This is a genomic window from Amycolatopsis xylanica, assembly GCF_900107045.1.
GTDB lineage: Bacteria > Actinomycetota > Actinomycetes > Mycobacteriales > Pseudonocardiaceae > Amycolatopsis > Amycolatopsis xylanica.
Genome location: NZ_FNON01000008.1, coordinates 218539 through 240454, shown reverse-complemented (window position 1 = coordinate 240454; position 21916 = coordinate 218539). Strand labels below are relative to the sequence as shown.

Here is a 21916-nt window from a genome sequence, read left to right as displayed (position 1 = left end):
GTCTACTTCTCCAGACCGAGGGGGAGCTTGTCGAGCGAGCGGAGGATCGAGGTTTCACGCCACTGGGGCGCGCCGGTGATGCGGACGCCCGGGTACCGCTCGGCGAGCGCGCCGAAGACGATCTCGGCCTCCGCCTTGGCGAGCGCGGCGCCGAGGCAGAAGTGCGGGCCGTGCGCGAACGTCATGTGCCGGTTGGCGTTCTCCCTGGTCAGGTCCAGGCGGTCGGGCTCGGGGAAGACACTCGGGTCGCGGTTGGCGCCGCCGAGCAGCACGACCACCATCTCGCCCTCGCGGATCGTGGTGCCCGCGACCTGGATGTCCTCCATGGCCTTGCGCGCGGTGACCTGCACCGGCGCCTCGTGGCGCAGCAGCTCGTCGACGCCGGGGACGACCAGGCCGGGCTCGCGCTGGATCCGCTCGAACTGGTCGCGGTTCGTGAGCAGCGAGTGCACGCCGTTGCCGAGGTGGTTCATGGTCGTCTCATAGCCGACCGTGACCAGCAGGACGCACATGAAGATGATCTCGAAGCTGTCCGAGGCGCGGCCCTCGGCGTGCGCCGCGATCAGGCTGCTGACCAGGTCGTTCGCCGGCTTGTCGCGGCGGGCTTCGAGGATGTCGACGAAGCGCTCGCTGATCTCCAGCATCGACTGGCCGCCCGCCTCGACGCGCTCGGCGGGCGCGTCCCACTCGAGCAGGCCCGCGAGCGCGGCGCCCTTCTCGTAGAAGAACGCCTGGTCCTCGGGGCTGGTGGCGCCGAGGATCTCGGTGACCACGCGGATGGTCATCGGATAGGCGAGATCGGCCATGAACTCCATCTCGCCGCGTTCGCCGAGTGACTTGTCGAGCAGCTCGTCGGCGATTTCCTTGATACGGGGCCGGAAACCGGTCACGATGCGCGGGGTGAACGTCGTCGAGACGACACTGCGCAGCCGCCGGTGGGCAGGCTCGTCGAGGAAGTAGTAGAAGCCCTGCATGAGCTGGTCGACCGTCTCGTTGGCGGCCTTCTGCCGCTCGATGAAGTCGGCGCCGGGGCGCACGTGCCAGCGGCTGCTCTTGAGCACCTCGGCGACGTCGTCGTACCTCGGCACGACGTACGCGTTGAACCCCTCGTGCCAGAAGATGCGGTGCTGCTCGCGCAGCCGCCGCCACATGCCGTTCGGGTCGGCGCGGAACGCCGGGTCGTCCAGCGCGAAGTCCACGGTCTCCACTGTCGTCATCGTCGCTCCACAAGATCGTCGTGCCGGATGTCGCCCGCCCACGCGTCACCGTCGCGGGCCGCCTTGCCGGGTGGTTTGGGCAGCGGGGCGTACTTCGGTCTGCGCAGCAGCCACTGCCGCTGGATTTCGAGCTTGACGCGCTCGCCGATGAGCGCGGCCGTCTGCCTGGCGTTCAGCTCGCCGCGGCGCAGCAACCCGGCCGCGGCCTTGAGCATCAGTGCGGGGGTGAGCACCGCGTAGGGGGAAGCCCGGTGCGACAGCACTTCGTCGACGAATCGATGCCGCAGCACGGGATTCGCGGAGATGCAGCGCAGGAGTTCGCGTTCGAGCGGCGCCATCGGACCGGCTTTGGCGAGGTCCCAGGCGAGCCAGTACATCGGGGTCGCGTCACGGTCACGCCAGCGCCACCAGCGCTGGAGCGCGCGGTCGGTGGCCGCGCGGTCGTGCAGGTTGGCGCCCGCGATGAACCCGGCCAGCTTTTCGGCCTGGCGCAAGGCATCCGAGATGCCCTGTCCGACCGTGGGGTCCTTGAAGTGCCCGGAGTCTCCGACCAGCGCCCAGCCCGGACCGGCCGAGTCGCGGAAGTACCCTGGCACGTAAGCGGTTCCGGTGAGCCCGCCGACCCGGGTGGCGTCGGCGATGAACGGCTTCAGCGGCTCGCAGGCGGCGACGGCGTTGTCGAAGCTCTCCGGCAGGTTGGACTTGAACGCCGCGAACTCGTCGAGGCCGGGGGAGACCATGACGGTGAAGCGGCCGCTGTCGGAGCGGAAACCGAGCGTCAGGTCCGGCCCGGACCGGTAGTGGTGCACGGCGGCCGGGCCCGGCTCGACGGCGCCCTCGTAGTCCGCCCAGTACACGAACCGCTGGTTCGCGGTGACATTGTAGGTCCGCGCGCCGACCAGCTCGCTGACCTTGGAGTTCCGGCCGTCCGCGCCGATCACCAGCCGCGCGCCGAGCGTCTCGCCGCCGCGCAGCTCGACACCGGTGACCCGGCCGGTGATGTCCTTGCGCACCCCGGTGACCGTGGTGCGCAGGCGGACTTCGACGCCTTCCTTCTCGGCGACGTCGATGAGGATCTTGTCGAGGAGGTTGCGGTTGATGCTGACCCCGCCCGGCGGCCAGTCCTCGTGCGCCTGGACGACGGAGTCGAGGCTGATGCCGTCGTAGATCGGCCGCATCGCGGTGAGGAACGGGGCGCCGGTGTTGACCAGCTCGTCCAGCACGCCGAGCTGCTGCATGCAGCGCACGCCGCTGACCTGGATCAGGTGGGTGGACAGCGTGTCGCTGGGGAACTTGGCGCGGTCGACCAGTGTGACCGAGAACCCGGCCCTGGCCAGGTGGATCGCCAGTGAGGCGCCCGCGATCCGGGCGCCTACCACGACGACATCGGTTGTCTTGGGTGAGGACTTCTTAGGTGAGGACATTGACGATCACCAATCCTGCGATAGCGAGCCGCAACGCCTGGAAGCCGTAGTTGCGGCGGTTACGCCACTGGCCGCGCATCCCGTTGCGCAGCACGTACGCCTGCAGTGCCCAGGCGGGCAGCAGCGCCGGGATCGCCCAGAACGTCATCACCCCGGTCGCGACGGCCACGATGGCCAGCGCCCAGGTGAACCCGAACACCGACGCGACGAAGATCTTGTTGCCTTGCACGGACGTCCGCGCCGCGACGGTCCGCCTGCCGACCTGGCGGTCGTCCTCGGCGTCGGCGCTGTTGGAGCAGATCAGCACCTGCACCAGCCAGGTCCCGAAGAGCACGCCCTGCACGACGGCGACCCAGTCGACCCGCTGCAACGCGGCCGCGTACGGCAGGATGACGCTGGCCGCGAGCGTGACGCCGGTCAGCGTCTCCCCGCCCGCGATGAACCGGTAGCTGAAGTTGATGCCCGCCGAATACTGCGCGCCGAACACGATCACGGCCAGCCCGCCGACGAACAGCCACCACGGCCGGAACGCCGTGACCGCGCAGAACGCGACCACGCACCCGATGGCGACCGCGGCGGTCGTGTACGCGAAGACCTGCGCCTGCTTGACCGAAAGATGCCCGTGCACCAACGGTTTCACCTGGCTGCGCTTCCGCTCGGGCGCGTAGGTCCTGACGTCGCTGCCGTCCTTGAACCCGGTGATGTCGTCGAACGCGTGCGTCGCCCACATCCCGGTCGCGAGCGCGCCGAAGAACAACGCGCACAGCACCCCGGACTTCACGTCGACCAGCCCGGCCCCGATCACCAGCGACCACGCCAGCACCGGCCCGAGCCAGATCTCGAACAGCTTGACCTTGCCCAGCCTGGCGAACGCCTGAACCCTTTGCCCGGCCGAGATCGCCGGCGCCTCACCGACCACCGTCATCGCTCGCCCCCTTGAGCCCGAAAGTGACTTTCGTCAGATGTGATAGCCCGAAAGCCACTTTTGTCAGATAGGACCTGACGAAAGCCACTTTCGGGCTCTAGTCCCGCACTTGCGGGGGCGCTCGAAGTTGGGGGTGACATAGGGTTTTTCCTATGAGTACGAAGAAGAACGACCTCGCGGCCGGAGTTGTCGCGGGGCTCGCGGGTACCGCCGCCTACACCGTCCTGAGTTCCCGGCTGAAGAAGCGGGCCGTGCGCCAGGAGTCGGTTCAGCCGCTGACCGCGCTCACCGCGCGTGAGCCGGAGAGCGCGAAGTCCACAATGGTCAACGCGTCCCTGCACTGGGGTTACGGTGCCTGGGGCGGCATCGCCAGGGCTCTCGTCGCGAAGAAGCTCACCGGCGCCAAGGCCGAAGTCGCGCATCTCGCCGTGATCTGGCTGCCGTGGCGGCTGCTGCTCGCGGCCAGCAAGGCCAAGAACACCAGGATCGGCAAGCGGGAGCTGGCCGTCGACTTCGTGAAGCATGCCACGTATGTGCTGGTGACCGGCGCCGCGCACCGCGCGCTCAGCGGGCGGGCTGTGCCACCCGCCCGCTGAGCGCCGTATCGGCTGGATCATGGTCAGCTCGCCACCGTCTTCGGGGTGACGGTGACGGCGCCGGTCCAGCCGTCCACGATGGCATGACTGCCCAGGTCCTCCGGCGGCACGGAAACCCCTGCCACGAAAGGGATCCCGAGTTCGCGGCAGACGATCGCCACATGCGAGAGCACACTGCCGTACTTGCTCACCACGCCGTCGGGCAGCACCGCGAGCACGTAGTTGCCGTCGACGCGGTCGCCGACCACGATCCGGCCTTCCTCGCCGTCGCTCTCGCGGACGAGCGTGCCCTCGGCCCAGCCGGGCGCGAGCGCGTTGCCCGAACCGCCGCCATGCCGTTTGGTCCGCCGGGCCTCGGTGAGCCCGCGCGGCTGATGCTGCAGGTCGACGGGGTAGTCCAGCGCCGCCGCGGCCTCCAGCTCCTCGGACCGCATGGCCGCGAGACGCTTGCGCTCCACCGCGGTCGCCGACCGCAGCTCGTCGACGCCGAGCAGCGAAGCCTCTTCGAGGTCCGTGCCGAACGCGCCGTGGTCGAGCAGCACGCGCGTGCAGTGCAGCGCCCGCAGACCGACCTCTTTGGACCGTTCACGCTCACCCAGCGCGAGCCCCATGAACTTGATGACGCGTTCGTACAGCGGCCCGAGCGCGGTACCCAGCGGAACACCCACATGATCGGGCACGACGGCGCTCCGGGCCGGCGCGGGCGAAGCACGCAGCAGCGAAGCCGCCGAGGACAGGCTCGCCGAGGTGAACCGCCCGAACGCCGACGTGCCGTCCGCGACCTCGTAGTTGTTCAGCCGGTCGAGGTCCACCGTCAGCAGCCCGGCCCTGGCGCTCGCGCCCTGGCCGTCGTCGTCGCGGTGCGCGCTCGCACGCAGTAGTTCGAGCGCGGTGTCCTCGTCGTACTGCAGCCGCAGGATCCGCTTGGCCGCCGAAGCCGCGACATACGCGACGCAGGTGGTGCGGATGTGCAACGCCCACGCCGAGCGCCCGGCCTGGATCGCCTTCTCGCAGGCCACGCCGTTCTGCCAGGCGCTGCCGGAGTCGATCGCGTCGAGCGTCGCGTTCTCCGCCGCGGCGAGGTCGGCCTGTGCCTTCCCGAACGCGTCGGCGTTCGAGCCGAGGAACGACAGCCCGCCGCGCAGCCTGCTCCAGCGGTGCAGCTGGCTCGGCCGCTTCTCGCGCTTGACGTCCGGCGCCGGCCCGCCGAGCAGCAGCTCCCAGATGTCCTCGGGGTCGACCAGCGGCAGCTCGTCGGCGAGCCGCTCGATGGTGGTCATGTTGAAGAACGGCCGGAACCCGAAGTAGCTGACGTAGTACGGCCGCGCGCCACGCGGGCGCTCCCTGCCGAACTTCTGCGCCGCGCCCCGGAAACCCTGCTCCATCCCGGCGCCGATGATCGACCAGGCGAGCGGGGAGATCAGCTCGGGCGCGACCTCGCGGAAGTTGTGTCCACTGTGGATGGTGTGGCGGTCGGTCGGCGGGGTGTCGAGTGAGAAACCCGGAAGTGTGGTCACGGCAGCAGCTCCCGCAGTCGGGCGAATTCGTGGTCGAGCGCGCGGACGAGGTAGCCGCGGTCGGACGGCGCGGTCACCCGGCCGGTGTCGAGCAGCGCGGTGAGGCACCGCAGTTCCAGATCCCAGCGCGCGGTGCAGTAGTCGAACACCTCACGCGACATCGGCAGGTCGAGCCACGAAGGCTTGACCACCGCGCCGAGCGCGCGGGCCAGCTTCGCGCTGCGCACCCGCTTGGTGCGCACGCCGAACCGCGCGTTGATCAGGTCGAAGATCTCCGCGTACGTCGGCGAGGCCGGGTCGACGGCCCAGATCGAAGAGCCACCGGTGCCGTGGCGGACCTTGTCCATGATCACGTCGGTGGCGAAGTCCGGCGGGCACGCCCAGTAGCGGTTGGACCCGACCACCGGCAGCGGCCAGCCCGCCGCGAGCATCCTGAGCAGCTCGAACAGCGCCTGCGGGGGAGCGTCGCCGGTGCCGACGATGTGCCCGGCGCGGACGATGTCCACCGGCAGCCCGGAGGCCTGCGCGAGCTTCTCGCCGTGCAGCTTGGCCCATTCGTAGAAGTTGCGGTGCCGCATGCCCGGCGGCATGAAGTCACTGCGCAGCCGCTGGTCGACGTCGCCGAGCGCGAGCAGGCTCGACACGAGCACGACGTTGCGCAGCTTGCCGCAGCCCTTCGCGAAGTCGAGCACCCCGCGCAGCGGCACGACGTGCTCGGCCTGCGCGCGGGCCAGCGAGATCGACAGGTCGAACGAGCCGACCGTGACGACGATGCTCTCGACCTTGCCCGCCAGCTCGGCCGCTTCGTCCTCGGCCAGGCCCAGCCCGGCGCGCCTGGCGTCGCCGACATGCACCTTGCCGAAGCTCTCGATGCGCGGCGCCGGGCGGCGGACCAGGCCGTCGACCTCGAGGTCCTGCTTGGCGGCCGACTCGGCCAGCGCCGAGCCGAGCTGCCCGCCGGCACCGATGATCAGGACGCTCATGTCGGCCACCCCGCGTAGAAACCGTTGATTTTCGGAGGATCGTCGTGCAGCGGCATGCCGAGCGTCTTGACGAGGCTGCGCACCGAGACCTCGCGGCCCAGCCCGGATCCGGTGTAGACGGTCCGCGACGCGAAGTACCGCAGGCCGATGGCCGCCGCGTTCTTCGGATGCTCGTCGAGCCGGTCTGCCTGCTTGGACACGGCCTTCAGCCAGGTCGCCGGCATCCGCACCGGGCGCGGGAACGACCGCGGCTCGCGCTCGCTGGCGACCGCGGCCTCCCGGATGAACGACTCGACGAACGGCGCCGCCGCGGCCTGGCCGATATTGCGCACGTCGACCAGCTCGGAGTGGTCCTCGCCGAGCAGCTCGACGAGCTTGGCGGCCACCAGGTCACGCGGGCAGACGTCGAGCCGCGCGCCGGTGGCGTACGGCAGCACCCGCCACCAGCCGCTGGTGATCAGCCTGGCCAGCGGGACCTTCTTCGCGCCGTTGTCGCCCTCGACCGGGTCGAGGTCGCCCGACAGCGCGGGAATGCGCGCGAGCACGGTCGGCACCTCGTACTTCTTCGCAGCGCGCGCGACCGCCCACTCGCCTCGCAGCTTGCTGCGCTCGTACTTGGTGAGGCCTTCCTTCTCCTCGAGCAGCACCTCGCCGACCTCGTCGCCGGACTCGTACCCGACATAGAGGGAGCCCGCGTGCAGTAGCTTCGCGTTCAGGCGGTGGGCCAGCTCGGCGCCGTGCGCGGCGCCGTCGATGTTGATCTGCGCGAGCCGTGACCAGGGCGCGGACCAGGCGACGTCACCGGCGACGTTGACGACCGCGCGGATCCGGCCGCGCAGTTCGGCGATCTTCTCGTCGGTGAGCCCCCAGTTCGGCAGGGACAGATCGCCCCGCACACCCTCGATCTCGGCGCCGCTCTTGCGGGCGAGCGAGCGGGCGCGGTGCTCGAAGTCGTTGCCGCGGATGACCGCGACCACGGGCTCGCGGACTTGCCGCAGCAGTGCCAATCCGAGGAACCCCGTCCCACCGGATACCAACAGCGTCATTCGGCTGCCTCCAAAGCGGCCAGTGGCTGGGTCAGCCTGGCGAATTCGACGACGCCCTCGCGGCGGCCGAGCTTTTCCAGCGTGCGGCCGGGACCGGCGTCCCACAGCGTGGTGACGCCGAAGTCGCGGGCCGCGCGCAGCGCGTCCAGCCAGCGGACCGGCAGCAGCAGCGCGCGGACGAGCAGTTCCTTGACCTCGGCCGGATCGGTGTGCACCCGGCCGTCCACAGTGGAGATCAGCGGGGTGTGGCCGGTGGTGAACTCGACCGAGTCGACCGTCTCGCGCCACTCGGCGACCGCGTCGAGCATGAGCGGGCTGTGGAACGAGCCGCCGACCGGGATGATCTCGGCCAGCACGCCCATTTCGGCGGCGATCGCGATCCCCGCTTCGATGGCCGCGACGTCACCGGAGAGCACGGTCTGCCTGCGGCCGTTGAGCCCGGCGACCTCCAGTATCGCGCCGGAGCGCCAGATCGCCTGGCGCCGCAGCCATTCCACGCCGGTGATGTCGGTGCCCATCACGGCGAGCATCGCCCCGGCGCGGATGCCTTGCTGTGCCTTGCAGATCTCACCGCGCCGCACGGCCAGGTGGAAACCGTCGGCCGGGTCGATCATCCCGGCGTACGCGGCGGCGGTGAGTTCGCCGAGGCTGTGCCCGAGCACGAGCGGAACCGGGGCGGCCTTGCCGAGCATCCACTCGGCCGAGGCGATGCCCGCCGCGTAGGTCGCGGGCTGCGACACCGAAGTGTCGCCGAGATCCACTGTGGACGGATCGACCGTGCCGTTGCGGAGCAGGAACTCCGCGACGAGGAAGTGTCCACGATGCTCACGCAGCGCGGCGACGGTCGCGTCGGGCTTGTTGCCCTGGCCGGGAAAAGCGACGCCAGGCAGGATGTGATCGGTCATGAGATCGAGATCCCGCCGTCGATGGACAGCACCTGCCCGGTCATGTACTCGGCGTCGACCAGGAGGCCGACGCCGGCCGCGACCTCGTCCGGGGTGCCGAAGCGCCGGATCGCGGTGCGGTCGTAGAACGCCTTGCGCACCTCTTCGGGGACCTCGTCGGTCAGCTTGGTCTCCATGAAACCCGGCGACAGCGCGTTCACCGTGACCTTGCGCTTGCCGCATTCCAGCGCGAGCGACCGGGTCATCCCGATCACGCCCGCCTTCGAGGCGGAGTACGCGGTCTGGCCGCGGCTGCCGATGAGCCCGGCGGGGGAGACGACGTTGATGATCCGTCCCCAGCGCTGCCGCAGCATCCCGGGCAGCACGGCCCGGCAGGTGTGGAAGGTGCCGATCAGATTGGTCTGGATGGTCTCGTGCCAGTCGGCGACCGACTGCGTGGCCATCAGGCCGTCCTTGCGGATGGCGCCCGAGTTGACGAGCACCGAGACCACGCCGAGTTCACCGTGGACGGTCTCGTCCATCGCCTTGACGGACTCCCAGTCCGCGACGTCCGCCTGGACCACAATGGACTCGTTGGTCAGCTCGGCCTGGAGCTTGCGCGCGCTCTCCTCGTTGGCCGAGTAGTGCAGCGCGAGCCGGTAACCCTTGCCGTCCAGCACTTTCGCGATCGCCGCGCCGAGCGCGCCCGAGGCGCCGGTGACCAAGGCGGTCTTCATCGCGCACCCGCCCTCGTGCCCACGATGAACTCCTGCATGGCCGCGAGCGCGGACGTGCCGGGCTTGCCCGCTTCGACCAGTCCGCCCGCCGAAGGACCCTGGCCGCCGGGTCCGATAAGGACAGCCGCCGCGCTGGAGTCACCCTCGTGCGCGAGCAAATGTTGCTCGCCCTCGGGAAGGTCGAAGGCGACGACGATCGCCGCGTCCGCGGACCCGTCGGCGACCGTGCTGATCGCGATCGAGGTCAGCATCGACAGCGACTCGGCGTCCCCGATGTAGTGCATGCACGGCCCGCGGAACAGCGTGGTGATCGCGATGTTGCAGATCGGGTTGTTCGGCATCCGGCGCAGCCAGTCGGTCGGATTGGCCGGGTGGGTGTAGAAATGACTGAGCTTCTCGACGCGGTCCGGCGCGTCCTCGAACGCGTAGTCCGGCACCGGGATCGACGGGTCCCAGCCGCTCACGGTGTACAGCGCGATCCGGTCCAGCTCACCGAACCCGTGCTGCTTGTGCAGCTCGACGGCCGCGACGTACGGCGCGTAGAAGACCCGGTCGAGCAGCCTGCTCACCTTGCGCTGCGAGGCTTTCTTGGAATACTCGCGTAGATCCTCCGGCAGCTCGTCGGAGCCGAGTGACGCGATGACGGAGAACTGGTCGAACGAACCGATTTCCCGCATGGGTCACCCCTTGCCCAGGATCAGCGAAGCGTTGTGGCCGCCGAAGCCGAAGCTGTTGTTCACGATCTTGTCCAGTTTCATCTCACGGGCGCCGTTCGGGATGTAGTCGAGGTCGCACTTCGGGTCCGGCACGGTGATGTTGGCCGTCGGCGGCGCGATCTGGTCACGCAGCGCCTGGACACAAAGGACCGTCTCGATCGCGCCCGCCGAAGCCATGCTGTGGCCGAGCACGCCCTTGACCGAGCTCACCGGGATGCCGTCGGCCTCGGCGCCGAACGCCTGCCGGATGGCGAGCGTCTCGCACCAGTCGTTGTCACGGGTGCTGGTGCCGTGCGCGTTGATGTAGTCGATGTCCGCCGGGTTGAGCTGGGCGTCGTCGAGCGCACGCTGCATCGCGTACTGCGGGCCGAGCGCGTCCGGTGGCGACGCGACCATGTGGTACGCGTTCTGCGAGAAGCCGAAACCGTCCACAGTGGCCAGTCGCTCGGCGCCGCGCGCCCGCGCGTGCCGCTCAGACTCCAGCACAACGAACCCGGAGCCTTCGGCGAGCAGGAAGCCGTCACGCCGCGCGTCGAACGGGGCCGACGCCTCTTCCGGCGGGCAGTCGCGCGAGGTCATCGCGTACAGGCTGCAAAAGGAGAAGAAGTCGATCTCCCGCAACAGGTTGTCCGTACCGCCCGCGAGCACGATGTCCGCCTGCCCGGAGCGGATGAGCTTGGCCGCGGAGCCGACCGCGAGCCCGCCGCCCGCGCACGCGCCGTACAGCGCGGTCCGGCGGGCGGCGTTCGCCCTGCCCTGCACCGCCGCGACGATGTCCGCGACCTTGCCGAGCTGCGCCGGGCGGCCGGGCCCCGGCAGCTGCCGCTCGCCGTGGGTCGCGACGATCGCCACGTCGATGGCCTCGTCCTCGGCCAGCCCGGCGCTGGTCAGCGCCTCGCCGGCCGCGGCGATGCCGAACTCGATGGCGTGCGAGCCCTCGGACGCGACCAGTTCGCGGCCCGGCACCGGGGCGCCGACCTTGGTGGCCGCGTCGAACAGCGGGAACCGCCGCAGCGCCTGGCCGAACCGTTTACCGGCGGCCACCGCCGACCAGGTCTCCGCCGCCGTCCACCCGGCTGGCGTCACTGCGCCGATACCGGTGATCCATACCTGTTCACCCACTGGTCACTCCCGTGGCTCGCGTGCTGCCGCCGGTCTCAGACGGTCGCGCTGATGCGGTCGGCGATGAAGTCGACGATGTTGGTCACGGCCAGGCGGCGCGAGACCTCGGCGAGCTCCTGGTCGGTCAGCTGACCGGAAGCCTTGGCGTCCGGCAGGAATCGGGCCAGCTCGGTGAGCAGCTGCTTGACCTCGCCGTCGTTGACACCGATGCCGAACTCGCCCTTGAGCGCGAGGATCAGCTCGAGCAGGTCGAGCGAGTCCGCGTCCAGGTCGTCGACGAGCCGCGATTCCATTTCGATCGTTTCCACGTCGATTTCGAGGTGCTTCGACATTTGAATGCGCAGGCGCTCGAAAATCTCTTCGCGGTTCAAGGACATCGTGATTCTCCTCAGTTTTCAGCTCTGCTTGTTTCAAGACAGACATGCGGTGCGAACGAGGGGCACGCGGTGGCTACTAAACACTGTGGGCCAGCGGGTTCTCAACTCCTACCTCCGCACTTGGGCGCAGTCGGCACTACAACCGCAGATAGCGGAAATCGGTGATGGCCAGTTCCGCACTTGCGCCTTCCGTTGTAAAGCCGAGTGGGTAACCTGGCGCACCGGGCAGGCATTGTCTTGGGAGGACAACAGGTGAACCGTCAAGCACTCGTCGGCAGGAAGTACCACCAGCCGGGACTGATCGTCGACGCGGCGGAGAGCGCGGCGTACGCGAGCTGCGTCGGCGACGAGTCACCCGAGGGTGTCGCGCCGCCGTTCTTCGCGGTGAAGCTCGTGGCCGGGCTGTGGCGCCGGATCTACCAGGCGCCCGAGCTCGGCACGGCCGATCAGCTGGTTTTGCATGCGGAGCAACGGATGTTGTTCCACCGTCCGATGCGGATCGGCGAGGAGCTGACCGGCCACGCCGTCGTCCGCGACGTCGTCGGCTTCGGATTCGGTGACGCCGCGATCATCCGGTGTGCACTGTCCGATCAGGACGGGCGTGACATCGTGGTCATGGAGAGCACGCTCGCCGTCCAAGGCGCCAGCGGCCTCGCGCCCGACCGCAGGCGCTATACCCAGCCGACCAAAAAGGACCTGGTCGTCCGGCTTGAAAAGCATTTCGGCGAAGAACTGCCTCAGCGCTATGCGGACGCGGCGGATGACCACAATCCGTTGCACCTCGATGACGATCTGGCACGGCAGGCGGGTCATCCGCGCAGGATCGTGCACGGGATGTGCACACTCGCGACCGGGATCAGTGCGCTCGCGAACAAACTGCGCACGCGCCCCGAAGGCAGGCTTTCGTATCTGCGCGCGAGGTTCACCCGGCCCGTGCTGCCCGGCGACGCCGTCGAATTCACCGCGCACCAAGGCGGCGCGAGCGGAACGTATCTGGTCGGCGCCAAGCTGGACGGCCGCGCGGTGCTGAAGAGCACCTGGTTCCGTATGACGGGCAACGACTGACATGGCGACCGAGTACGGCAGCTATCTCGACGTCGACAGCCTGCTGGAGCACGTCAAGCCACGCACCTCGGTCCCGGACGAGTACCTGTTCATCGTCACGCATCAGGCGCTGGAGCTGTGGTTCGCCGAGGCACTGCACGAGATCGACCAGATCACCGGGCATCTCGCCGAGGACAGGGTGACCGCGGCCAGGAACGGCCTGCTCAGGCTGCACCGCATCGTCGCGCTGTGGATGGCGCACATGGACGTGCTCGACACCATGCCGTCCACGGAGTTCGCCGCCTTCCGGGGTGACCTCGGCGGCGCGAGCGGCATGCAGTCCGGCCAATTCCGTGAGCTGGAACTGGCTTCCGGCGCGACCACGGACGGCGTCATGCGGATCGCACACGCCGTCGGCTCGGCCGACGCGCGGATCACCGAACGCACCACCAGGGTCTCTCTGCGCGAGGCGTTCCTGGAACTCGTCGAGCGTGCCGGGCAGACCGTGCGCGGACTGTACGAAGCGGGCGGTCCGCCCACGGAGCTGCGCGCGCTCGCCGACGACCTCGTCGAATACGACCTGCTGTTCAGCCAGTGGCGATACCGGCACTGCCTGATGGTGATGCGCGCGATCGGCTTCTCCCCGGGCACCGGCGGCAGCAGCGGCTTCACCTACCTGAAGAAGACACTCGAAAACTGGTTCTTCCCCGAGCTTTGGAGCGCACGCCGCATGTCGGACAACACGCAGGACGGCTCGCCGCTGGTCGTGATGCTGGACGGGTCGGTCGCCGCCGACCGCGGCCTGCTCGGCGGCAAGGGCTGGGGCCTGCAGCAGATGGGCGAGCTCGGCATCCCCGTGCCGCCGGCGTTCACCCTCACCACCGCGGCCTGCCACCAGTTCTACGCGTCGGGCAACCAGGTCTCCGACGCGCTGTGGGCCGAGGTGCTCGAACATCTCGAGGCACTCGAACGCCGCACCGGCGCCCGCTTCGGCGCGACCCCGCCGCTGCTCGTTTCGGTCCGCTCCGGCGCGCCGGTCAGCATGCCCGGCATGATGGACACGCTGCTCAACGTCGGCCTCACCCCGGCGGCGGTCGACTGGCTGCGCACGTCCGGCGCCGAGGAGTCACTGCTCACCGAACTCGTTGATTCACAAGAAGAACTGCCCGCCGACCGCGAGGAAGCGTTGGCGCAGCTCAAGGTCGCCGTCAGCCGGGTGTTCGAGTCGTGGCACAGCGACCGCGCGCAGGTCTACCGTGAGGCCAACGGCATCCCGGACGGCCTCGGCACCGGCGTCACCGTGCAGGCGATGGTGTTCGGCAACCGCGATGCGCGGTCGGGCACCGGCGTGTACATGACCCGCAACCCGATCACCGGCGAGCCGGTGCCGTTCGGCGAATGGCTGGCCCGCGCGCAGGGCGAGGAACTCGTGTCCGGCAAGCGCACGCCGGAGCCGCTGACCGCGTTGAACGACCAGCAGCCCGAGGTCTACCGCCAGCTCGTCACCATCGGCAAGCGCCTGGAACGATCGCGCCGCAGCGTGCTGGAGATCGAGTTCACGGTGGAATCCGGTGTGCTGTACCTGTTGCAGGTCCGCGATTCGTCGGCGTCCGGCCTCGCGGCCGCGCATTGGGCGGTCGACCTTGTCCACGAAGGACTGATCGACATCCAGGAGGCGTTGTCCCGGGTGCCCGCCGACTGGGAGCCCGCGGTGTCGGGCGGCTCGGGCCTCGGCGGCGAGGTCGCGCGCGGTTTGGGCGTGTCCCAGGGAATCGCGACCGGCTACGTCGTCGACAGCGCCGACGAAGCCGCCGACCTCGCCGAAGCGGGCAAGCCGGTCGTGCTCGCCAGGCCGACCACCAGTCCGCACGACATCCACGGCTTCCTGGTCGCGGCCGCGGTCATCACCGAGCGCGGCGGCAGCACCTCGCACGCGGCGGTGGTCGGCAGGCAGATCGGCCTGCCCTGCGTCGTCGGCTGCGGTGACGGCGTGATCGAGAACCTGGTCGGCAAGCTGGTCACGGTCGACGGCACCCGGGGCACCGTCCACGAGGGCGAGGCGGCCGTGGCGGGCGAAAGCCGGCACTCCACGCAAATCGAATGCCTGCTGCGGTGGCGCTCCGAAGCCGTCGCGGCCTCCTAGAAACCGAGGGATCCCATGACGACGACCGAACAACTCGACAGCGTGGTGCTGCACAGCCTGCGTCTCAAAGGCAGGGCCACCCCGCCCGGCCTCGCCTCGGCGACCGGCCTCGACGAGGAAACCGTCCAGTCACTGCTGGAGAAGAACGCGGGCCTCGGCCTGGTACTCCAGCGCACCGGCCGGATCAGCGGCTGGATGCTCACCCCGGAGGGCCGCTCGCAGGCCGAGGCCGCGCTGCTCGCCGAGAAGTCCACTGTGGACGCCTCAGCCGCGGCCGAGCGCTACGACACCGAGTTCCTGGTGCTCAACGACCGTTTCAAGCAGCTCTGCACCGACTGGCAGCTCGGCGCCCTCGACGGCTTCCGCGCCACTTTGGACGCGGTGCACCACTCGAACCTGGAGTTGCTCACGGCCCTCGCGTCGTCGATTCCCCGGCTCGCGACCTACGGCCCTCGCTTCACCGCGGCCTACGACCGCGTCCTCGCCGGTGACAAGGACGCCCTGCTGCGCCCGATGGCCGAGTCCTACCACGACATCTGGCTCGAACTCCACGAGGACCTGCTCCTGCTCCTGGACCGTGAGCGCCTCGAAACAGACTGACACCAAAGGGGTCGTGAGTGTTCCGGCCGGTTCTAACCGGCCAAAACACTCACGACCCCTTGGCCGTGTGCCTGGCGCGCAGGCCGGGGTTGTGAGTGAGGGGATCCCCTGTTGCGTTCAATGCAGCGGGGGATCCCCTCACTCCAGTCTGAAGGCGTGAGCGAGTGGTACCTCTGCTCCGTTAGACGCAGCAGAGGTACCACTCGCGCTGGCACAGTCCCCTGATCCGAGCTTGATCACGCAGCGAGGGTGCCCCCGAGTGCTTACTACGCACTCAAGGGCCCTCTCGCTTCACTGCGCAGTCACCTCGAACTCCACCAAGGAAATCCACACCGGCAAGTCCCCGGAACACGCCATAGTGGCCTTCCCCCAAGAACCGGCCAAAACACTCACGACCCCCTTCTACGGGTTGGCGGCGATGGCCTTGGCCGTGTGCTTGGCGCGCAGGCCGATTTCGCGCAGGTGCCCGGTCAGCGGCGACGCGAAGCCGACGAAGTGCAGCCCCGCCGCGGCCCACCGCTTGTTCGCGGCGCCGTACTGCGGCGGGATGTCGCGGGCGTCGAGCACGCCCGGCTCGCCGATGATCTCCGCCAGCCCCGTGCGGTACCCGGTGGCCGCGATGACCGTGTCGGCGGGCACGTGCTTGCCGGACTTCGTGACCACGCCGTCGGAGTCGAGCGCGACCACCTCGTCGATCACCTCGATCAGCCCGGCGCGGACGGCGGGCACGAAGACGCCGTCGTCGACGGCCGGGTTGACGCCCGTGCGGCGCAGCCTGCTGAACATGCCCTCGGTCGGCCTGCCGAACGGGGTGTCGGCCAGGTCACCGGAGGCCACCCGCTGGATGAGCTTCCCGCCCAGGTCCTGCACCGCGATCGGCGCGTAGCGGTTGGTCACCGAAAGGCCCTGCAACGGGATGTTCCACAGCTCGCGCGGGAGGAAGTTCGGCGCCGACCGCATCGCGACCGTCAGCGAACCGCGGGTGCGCTGCAGCAGGTCCGAGCCGATGTCCACACCGGACACTCCCGGCCCGACCACGACCACCCGCTCACCCTCGAAGTCGGCGGGACGCGTGTAGTGCGCCGCGTGGATCAGCCGCCCGTGGAACTCGCCCGGCCACGACGGAATGGCAGGCTCCCGATACAGCCCGGTCGCGAACACGACGTGCCGGGCCTCGATGGCCCCCTCGCTCGTCGTGACCAGCCAGCGTGACCCGCGCTCGACCTTCAGCACGCGAACCCCGTTGCGCAGCAACGGTTTCAACGGCTTCGCGTAGGCCTCCACGTACTCGACGAGGTCGTCGCGCCGCACCCACCGGCCGTATCGTTTGGGCAGCGAAAGCCCGGGCATGTGCGAGAGCCAGCGCACCGAGTTGAGCTTGAGGCTGTCGTAGCGGGTACGCCACGAGTGGCCGATCTGCTCGTTCTCGTCCAGCGTCAGCACTTCGACACCACGGCCGACCAGGCAGCGGGTGAGCGCGAGCCCGGCGACGCCGCCGCCGATCACGACCGTGGACACTTGCTCGTTCATGCGCTCACCTGGCGGTAGATGTTGACGTTCTCGTCGAGCCCCAGCGGCCTCGGGTCGACCCGACCGGTCGCCGCGAGCAGGAACTCCAGCGGATCACCGGACACCTCGTCGCCGCCACCTCGGACGGGCAGTTCTTCGAGGTCACCGAGGCGCAGCGTCGCCGGGCCCCAGCCCCACAGCCCGAGTGTCTCGGCGACGTGGACGACGCTCGCGCGCAGTCCGGTGCCGCGGTCGGACGGCAGCCCGGCCGCGTGCCGGATGTCGTCGCCGTGCACGTAGAGCTCGTACCAGAGGACCAGCACCGCGCGCCGCAGCGGGCCGGGGAAGCCGCCGGGCGCGCGGGCCAGCCACGCGGCGTCGTCGAAGCCGCCGATCACCTGGCCGCACAGCCTGCCCGCGCGCTCCAGCTCCTTCGCGAGCGCGGCCGGGGTCTTGTCGCGCCGCTCGGCCGCCTGCCGCGCGGTCACCTCCGGCAGGCCCTGGCCCGCCATCCGCCCGAGCGCGACGTCGGTGAACAGCCCGGTCACATGGCCCGCGACGTCGCGGACCTCCCAGCCTTCGCAGCGGCTGGGCGTGGTCCACGCCTTGTCGTCCAGCGACCGCAGCAGCTCCGCGAAATTCGCGCAGTACTCGGCGATCCCGGCCATGACCGTGTCGCGGCTCAGCACCAGCGGCGGGGCTTCTTGGCGACGCCTCATCGGGCACCTGCTTCCAGGCACGAGAGCATGGCCGACAACGCACTCTCGTTACGTGCCGCCGCGACGTCGCTCCGTGCGAACAGCGCGGGCAGCACGTCCGTTCCGCCCGCCGCCAGCGACACCGCCGCCGCTTGCGTCGGCGCCCTCCCGGACGGCTTCTCGCTGTCTTCGTCCGCGGTGTCGAACGCGACCACCAGCGCGAGCTTCGCGGCGCCTGAGCGCAGATCCTCTGCCGCGACCGCGAAAGCGTGGCCGAGCGCGTGCGCGTCACCGACGAAGTGCGCGTTCGGACCGCGGAAGCCTTCCGCGATCGACACCTGGCACAGCGCGTTGTTGGACAGCATCCGCAGCCAGACGACCGGGTTCGCGTCCTCGAGGATGTGCTTGGACAGCCGCGCGTCGTCCTCGGCCGTCCCATCGGGAACGAACGGCTGATCCGGCATGTCACCGTCCCAGCCGCTCACGGTGTACAGCGCCACGTGCTCGGGCGCGCACACCGGGTTCTCCAGGTAGACGCGCGCGGCGGCCAGGTACGGCGAGTACGACGCGGCGTCCAGGAACCGGAGCACCTTGCGGGAAGCCAGTTTCTTGACCTCGTCGCGGAGTTCGCCGGAGTCCGTCGACCGGCTCGCGATCAGCTGGATGGTCATGCCGCCCGCCCGAAGATCAGCGACGCGCTGTGCCCGCCGAAGCCGAAACTGTTGCTGAGCACGTGATCGAGCTTGCGCTCCCGCGCGGTCAGCGGCACGTAGTCGAGATCACATGCCGGATCCGGCTCACGCAAGTTCGACGTCGGCGGGATGACACCCGCGCGCAGCGATTCGATGCTCAGCACCGCCTCGATCGCGCCGCAGGCGCCCATCGTGTGACCGATCTGGCTCTTGTTCGAACTCACCGGCAGCCGGTCGGCGTGCGGCCCGAACACCGCGCGGATCGCCATCGACTCGGACGAGTCGTTGTCCTTGGTGCTGGTGCCGTGCGCGTTGAGGTAGCTGATGTCCTCGGCGTTCAGCTTCGCGTCGCGCAGCGCCTCACGCATGGCCTGCTCCGGGCCGAGACCGTCCGGTGGCGGCGCGAACATGTGATAAGCGTTCTGCCGCAAGCCGAATCCTTCGAGCACGGCGATCGGCTCGGCGCCGCGCGCCCGCGCGTGCGACTCGGCTTCGAGCATGAGGAACCCGGCGCCTTCCGCCAATACGAAGCCGTCGCGCCGGATGTCGAACGGGCACGACGCTTCTTCCGGCGGGCAGTCGCGCGAGGACATCACGTACAGGCTGGAGAACGAGAAGAAGTCGAATGGCGTGACCAGCGCGTCGCAGCCGCCCGCCAGCACGGTACGCGCGCGCCCGGCGCGGATGAGCTTCGCGGCGCTGCCGATGGCCTGCGCACTGCCCGCGCAGGCGCCATAAGGGGAGCTGTAGTCGTTGGTGCGCGCGGCTTCCGCGATCCCGGCGGCGATGTCGCGCACACCGATGACCCGTCCGGAGCCCGCTTCGCTGGGCAGTCTGCGTTCACCGTGGTTGGCCACGATCACCGTGTCCACACGGGACTCCAGCCCGGAATCGGCGATCGCCTGCTTCGCCGCGTTCAGCCCGTATTCCAGGGAAAGCGAGTGCTCCGGCAGCGTCGCCTCGCTACCCGGCACCATGCCGGCAATCCGGCTCGACGACTCGAAGGTGGTGAACCGCTTCACCTCCCGCACGCAGCTCTTCCCGGCCGCGACGGTCGCCCAGCTCTCCGCCGCCGTCCAGCCGGCGGGCGTGACCGCGCCCAGGCCGGTCACCCATACCGCTTCTCCCACTTGGCGCTCCTGTGTGCGTTTGGCCTATCGGCTTTCGCGCATTGTCGGCCGAGTGAGCGCGGTGGCTCAAACCCAGTTCCGCACTTGCCGGTAACCGGTGCTACAACCGCAGATATCGAGACCGGCGGCCAACTCCGCACTTGCCGCTCGGCAATTTCCGCTGCCCCGTCTATGTTCTGCTGGTGCGAATCGGACTCAATATCGACGGCGGTCGTGACTACGCCGAACTGCTCGCGAAGATCGGGCACGCGAGCCGGTCCGGCTATTCCGCCGCGTGGCTCCCGCAAAGCCCCGGCGGCGGCCCGCGCAAGCGCAGCGGCCGGGACCGCAGGCACAAGCTGTTCGGCTACGACAGCCTGACGGCGCTCGCCGTCGCGGGCACCCAAGTGGACGGTATCGAGCTCGGAACCTGCGTGCTGCCAACGTATTCACGCCACCCCATGGTGATGGCCGAGCAGGCGCTCACCTGCCAGGCGGGTTACGGCGGCACGGTCACGCTTGGCATCGGCGTCTCACACCGGCATGTCGTGGAAGACCAATGGGGATATTCCTACGATCGCACGGCCAAGCGGATGGCCGAATATGTAACCGTGCTGAACTCGATCTTCGAAACCGGCGAAGTGCATTTCGAAGGAGAGACGGTGACCGCGCGCGGCTCACTGTCCATTGCGGAGCGCAAGATCCCGATCCTCGTCGCCGCTTTGGGGCCGAAGATGCTCGACGTCGCGGGTGAGCTGACCGATGGAGTGATCACCTGGATGACCGGACCGCGCACGCTGGACGAGCACACCGTGCCCCGGCTGACCGCGGCCGCCGAGCGTGCCGGGCGCACCCGCCCCCGCGTGGTGGCGAGCCTGCCGGTCTGCGTGACCGAAGACGCCGAGACGGCCAGGGAGCTGGCGGCACGGATGTTCCTCATCTACCGGTCGCTCCCCAACTACAAGGCGATGCTCGACCGGGAGGACGCCGACCACGGCGGGGACATCTCGCTCGTCGGCACCGAGGACGAGATCGCGGGCGCCGTGAAGCGGCTCGCCGAGATCGGCGTCACCGACCTCAATGCCCTCGTGATCGGCAGCGAGGAGGAACAGGCACGGGCCCATGCCCTGTTGCCGGAGTTGACCAGCGGTGGAAGGGAAAACCAGTGAACCAGGCGAGCGCGGTGGCGTTCCACGAGATCCGGGCGGCCATCGAAGGGCAGACGGCCGAGTCGATCCACAGCTACGCGGCGGCGCGCGAGGACGGGGTCGACGGGCTGCTCGACCTCGTGTTCGCCAACCTGCCCGGCGCTTTCCTCCCCGAACGCGCCGGCGACCAGCGCGTGAGCTTCCAGTACATCCTGTCCGCCGGTGACGGGATCGAGCGCCGGTACTTCGCCGTGGTGGCCGACGGCCGGTGTGAGGCTGGCAAGGGGGACACCGAGTCGCCCACGGTCGTGATGACCATGGATCTCGCGGTGTTCCTGCAGGTGCTGGTGGGCACCATGGCGCCGGTGCGCGCGTTCCTCACCCGCAAGATCAAGGTGTCCGGCGAGATGATGGCCGCGACCAAGTTCGAAAGCTGGTTCGCCCGTCCCTAAGCGTGCGCGACGGTGATGGCCGCCCGCACGAGATCGAGCGCGGCGGCCGGATCGCCACCGGCGTTGGGAAGCAGCGGCAGCAGCGTGCTCCGCTTGGACTTCAGCGCCGGGTGACGCCGGGCCATCGCGCTGCAGCTTCCGCCGGGTCCCGCCTCCAGCAGCAGGTAGTCGTCACCCTCGGTCAGCAGGTTGTCCAAAGCCGACCAGAACAGCACCGGATGGGCCAATTGCCGTGCCCAGAAATCCGGGTCCAGCGCTTCCTGATCGGTCACCGGTGAACCGGTCCCGGTCGACTGGATCCGGACTTTCGGCGCGGAAAGAGTGACATCCCGGAAACCTTCGGCGAATTCTTTCGCGGCCAATGCGCATGCCGGGCTGTGAAACGCCTGTTCCGACCGCGCTGGCTGACAGGCGAAACCATTTTCGGAAAGGCGTGCCGCCACTTCGGCGAGTTCGGCGGCCGGTCCGGAAAGCAGGAGCTGGCGAGGAGTGTTCACCGCGCCGATGACGACGGCCGGCGTCAGGTAGGGCGCGATCCGCTCCGGATCAGTGGCGACCGCGAGCATGCCACCCGGCACGGTCTTGGCGACGGCGTCGATCCGCGCTCGCATGACTTTCCCCGAATCCGCAAGGGAAAACACGTCCGCCGTGCACGCCGCGGACAGTTCGCCGACGCTGTGCCCGAGCAGTGCGTCCGGCTCGACGCCGTGCGCGCGGACCATCGCGGCGAGCGCGCACCCGAGCGCGAACAGCAGCGGCTGGGCCCGTGAGACATCGTCGAAGAGCGCGCTTTGTTCCGGCGCCAGCCATTCTTCACGCAGCGTGGCACCGGCATGGCCTGGTGCGTCGAAAAATGCGTCCATGGCCGCCGTGAAAACGGGCTCAGTGCCGTACAGTCCGGTGCCCATCGAGTGATGCTGAGCGCCCTGGCCGGGGAACAAGATCGCGATTTTCCGAGGCATGATTCCAGTCTGCCA

22 protein-coding genes are annotated in these 21916 nt (G+C 69.3%); 6 read left to right on the top strand and 16 right to left on the bottom strand.

The annotated features are described in order from the left end of the window. Positions 1 to 2: 2 nt before the first annotated feature. From BLV57_RS32670 to BLV57_RS32660, 3 genes are read right to left on the bottom strand one after another with little or no spacing between them, the layout of a single operon-like run. Positions 3 to 1217 carry a cytochrome P450 gene (locus BLV57_RS32670; RefSeq protein WP_091295604.1) on the bottom strand — a complete coding sequence of 405 codons (1215 nt, stop codon included), beginning with the start codon at positions 1215 to 1217 and terminating at the stop codon, positions 3 to 5. Further along, positions 1214 to 2641 (bottom strand): FAD-dependent oxidoreductase, encoded by a 1428-nt coding sequence (locus BLV57_RS32665; protein WP_091295601.1) that lies wholly within the window; start codon positions 2639 to 2641, stop codon positions 1214 to 1216. The genes BLV57_RS32670 and BLV57_RS32665 overlap by 4 nt, the downstream gene beginning before the upstream one ends. Further along, positions 2628 to 3566, bottom strand: a complete 939-nt coding sequence (locus tag BLV57_RS32660) for a UbiA family prenyltransferase (RefSeq protein WP_091295600.1) — start codon at positions 3564 to 3566, stop codon at positions 2628 to 2630. The genes BLV57_RS32665 and BLV57_RS32660 overlap by 14 nt, the downstream gene beginning before the upstream one ends. A gap of 152 nt (positions 3567 to 3718) precedes the next feature. Between BLV57_RS32660 and BLV57_RS32655 the strand changes: the two genes are divergently transcribed. Continuing rightward, positions 3719 to 4162 carry a hypothetical protein gene (locus tag BLV57_RS32655; protein WP_091295597.1) on the top strand — a complete coding sequence of 148 codons (444 nt, stop codon included), beginning with the start codon at positions 3719 to 3721 and terminating at the stop codon, positions 4160 to 4162. Between the two features lie 23 nt (positions 4163 to 4185). Here BLV57_RS32655 and BLV57_RS32650 read toward each other — a convergent pair whose 3' ends face one another. The 8 genes from BLV57_RS32650 to BLV57_RS32615 are packed head-to-tail and all read right to left on the bottom strand — an operon-like array spanning position 4186 to position 11544. Continuing rightward, complete coding sequence (locus BLV57_RS32650; RefSeq protein WP_091295596.1) at positions 4186 to 5679, bottom strand: PEP-utilizing enzyme; 1494 nt, start codon at positions 5677 to 5679, stop codon at positions 4186 to 4188. Then, complete coding sequence (locus tag BLV57_RS32645; protein WP_143047201.1) at positions 5676 to 6662, bottom strand: NAD-dependent epimerase/dehydratase family protein; 987 nt, start codon at positions 6660 to 6662, stop codon at positions 5676 to 5678. The genes BLV57_RS32650 and BLV57_RS32645 overlap by 4 nt, the downstream gene beginning before the upstream one ends. Beyond that, positions 6659 to 7708: an SDR family oxidoreductase gene (locus BLV57_RS32640; RefSeq protein WP_091295590.1), complete on the bottom strand. Its 1050-nt coding sequence runs from the start codon at positions 7706 to 7708 to the stop codon at positions 6659 to 6661. The genes BLV57_RS32645 and BLV57_RS32640 overlap by 4 nt, the downstream gene beginning before the upstream one ends. Next, on the bottom strand, positions 7705 to 8613 hold the full coding sequence (locus tag BLV57_RS32635; RefSeq protein ID WP_091295587.1) for an ACP S-malonyltransferase: 909 nt from the start codon (positions 8611 to 8613) through the stop codon (positions 7705 to 7707). The genes BLV57_RS32640 and BLV57_RS32635 overlap by 4 nt, the downstream gene beginning before the upstream one ends. Further along, positions 8610 to 9329: an SDR family NAD(P)-dependent oxidoreductase gene (locus BLV57_RS32630; protein ID WP_091295585.1), complete on the bottom strand. Its 720-nt coding sequence runs from the start codon at positions 9327 to 9329 to the stop codon at positions 8610 to 8612. The genes BLV57_RS32635 and BLV57_RS32630 overlap by 4 nt, the downstream gene beginning before the upstream one ends. Then, positions 9326 to 10006, bottom strand: coding sequence for a hypothetical protein (locus BLV57_RS32625; RefSeq protein ID WP_091295583.1), 681 nt, complete (start codon positions 10004 to 10006; stop codon positions 9326 to 9328). The genes BLV57_RS32630 and BLV57_RS32625 overlap by 4 nt, the downstream gene beginning before the upstream one ends. A 3-nt stretch (positions 10007 to 10009) precedes the next feature. After that, the gene (locus BLV57_RS32620) at positions 10010 to 11167 is read right to left on the bottom strand and encodes a beta-ketoacyl-[acyl-carrier-protein] synthase family protein (RefSeq protein ID WP_091295580.1); all 1158 of its coding nucleotides are present in this window, start codon (positions 11165 to 11167) and stop codon (positions 10010 to 10012) included. A 35-nt stretch (positions 11168 to 11202) separates the two neighbouring features. Then, complete coding sequence (locus BLV57_RS32615) at positions 11203 to 11544, bottom strand: phosphopantetheine-binding protein (RefSeq protein WP_091295578.1); 342 nt, start codon at positions 11542 to 11544, stop codon at positions 11203 to 11205. A gap of 252 nt (positions 11545 to 11796) precedes the next feature. Between BLV57_RS32615 and BLV57_RS32610 the strand changes: the two genes are divergently transcribed. From BLV57_RS32610 to BLV57_RS32600, 3 genes are read left to right on the top strand one after another with little or no spacing between them, the layout of a single operon-like run. Continuing rightward, positions 11797 to 12609, top strand: a complete 813-nt coding sequence (locus BLV57_RS32610) for a MaoC family dehydratase (RefSeq protein ID WP_176968907.1) — start codon at positions 11797 to 11799, stop codon at positions 12607 to 12609. A 1-nt stretch (position 12610) separates the two neighbouring features. Then, positions 12611 to 14731 carry a pyruvate, phosphate dikinase gene (locus BLV57_RS32605; RefSeq protein ID WP_091295572.1) on the top strand — a complete coding sequence of 707 codons (2121 nt, stop codon included), beginning with the start codon at positions 12611 to 12613 and terminating at the stop codon, positions 14729 to 14731. 15 nt (positions 14732 to 14746) lie between these two features. Continuing rightward, on the top strand, positions 14747 to 15331 hold the full coding sequence (locus BLV57_RS32600) for a hypothetical protein (RefSeq protein WP_091295570.1): 585 nt from the start codon (positions 14747 to 14749) through the stop codon (positions 15329 to 15331). 402 nt (positions 15332 to 15733) lie between these two features. Here the strand turns inward: BLV57_RS32600 and BLV57_RS32595 are convergent, their stop codons facing one another. From BLV57_RS32595 to BLV57_RS32580, 4 genes are read right to left on the bottom strand one after another with little or no spacing between them, the layout of a single operon-like run. Beyond that, positions 15734 to 16861: a flavin-containing monooxygenase gene (locus tag BLV57_RS32595; RefSeq protein WP_091295568.1), complete on the bottom strand. Its 1128-nt coding sequence runs from the start codon at positions 16859 to 16861 to the stop codon at positions 15734 to 15736. Continuing rightward, entirely contained in the window at positions 16858 to 17559 is a 702-nt protein-coding gene (locus BLV57_RS32590; RefSeq protein ID WP_091295566.1) for a maleylpyruvate isomerase family mycothiol-dependent enzyme, read from the bottom strand. The genes BLV57_RS32595 and BLV57_RS32590 overlap by 4 nt, the downstream gene beginning before the upstream one ends. Further along, positions 17556 to 18209 (bottom strand): hypothetical protein, encoded by a 654-nt coding sequence (locus BLV57_RS32585; protein ID WP_091295564.1) that lies wholly within the window; start codon positions 18207 to 18209, stop codon positions 17556 to 17558. Before BLV57_RS32585 ends, BLV57_RS32590 begins: the two co-directional genes overlap by 4 nt. Then, the gene (locus tag BLV57_RS32580) at positions 18206 to 19360 is read right to left on the bottom strand and encodes a beta-ketoacyl-[acyl-carrier-protein] synthase family protein (RefSeq protein WP_091295561.1); all 1155 of its coding nucleotides are present in this window, start codon (positions 19358 to 19360) and stop codon (positions 18206 to 18208) included. Before BLV57_RS32580 ends, BLV57_RS32585 begins: the two co-directional genes overlap by 4 nt. 182 nt (positions 19361 to 19542) lie before the next feature. Between BLV57_RS32580 and BLV57_RS32575 the strand changes: the two genes are divergently transcribed. Together BLV57_RS32575 and BLV57_RS32570 are read left to right on the top strand one after the other, a co-directional pair. Beyond that, complete coding sequence (locus BLV57_RS32575) at positions 19543 to 20508, top strand: TIGR03564 family F420-dependent LLM class oxidoreductase (protein WP_176968906.1); 966 nt, start codon at positions 19543 to 19545, stop codon at positions 20506 to 20508. Next, the gene (locus BLV57_RS32570; protein WP_091295556.1) at positions 20505 to 20939 is read left to right on the top strand and encodes an SCP2 sterol-binding domain-containing protein; all 435 of its coding nucleotides are present in this window, start codon (positions 20505 to 20507) and stop codon (positions 20937 to 20939) included. Before BLV57_RS32575 ends, BLV57_RS32570 begins: the two co-directional genes overlap by 4 nt. On the opposite strand, the gene BLV57_RS32565 is transcribed toward BLV57_RS32570, so the two are convergent. Further along, a complete protein-coding gene (locus BLV57_RS32565; protein ID WP_176968905.1) occupies positions 20936 to 21901 on the bottom strand; it encodes an acyltransferase domain-containing protein in 966 nt (321 codons plus the stop codon). The two genes, BLV57_RS32570 and BLV57_RS32565, sit on opposite strands and share 4 nt — an antisense overlap. Positions 21902 to 21916: the final 15 nt, after the last annotated feature.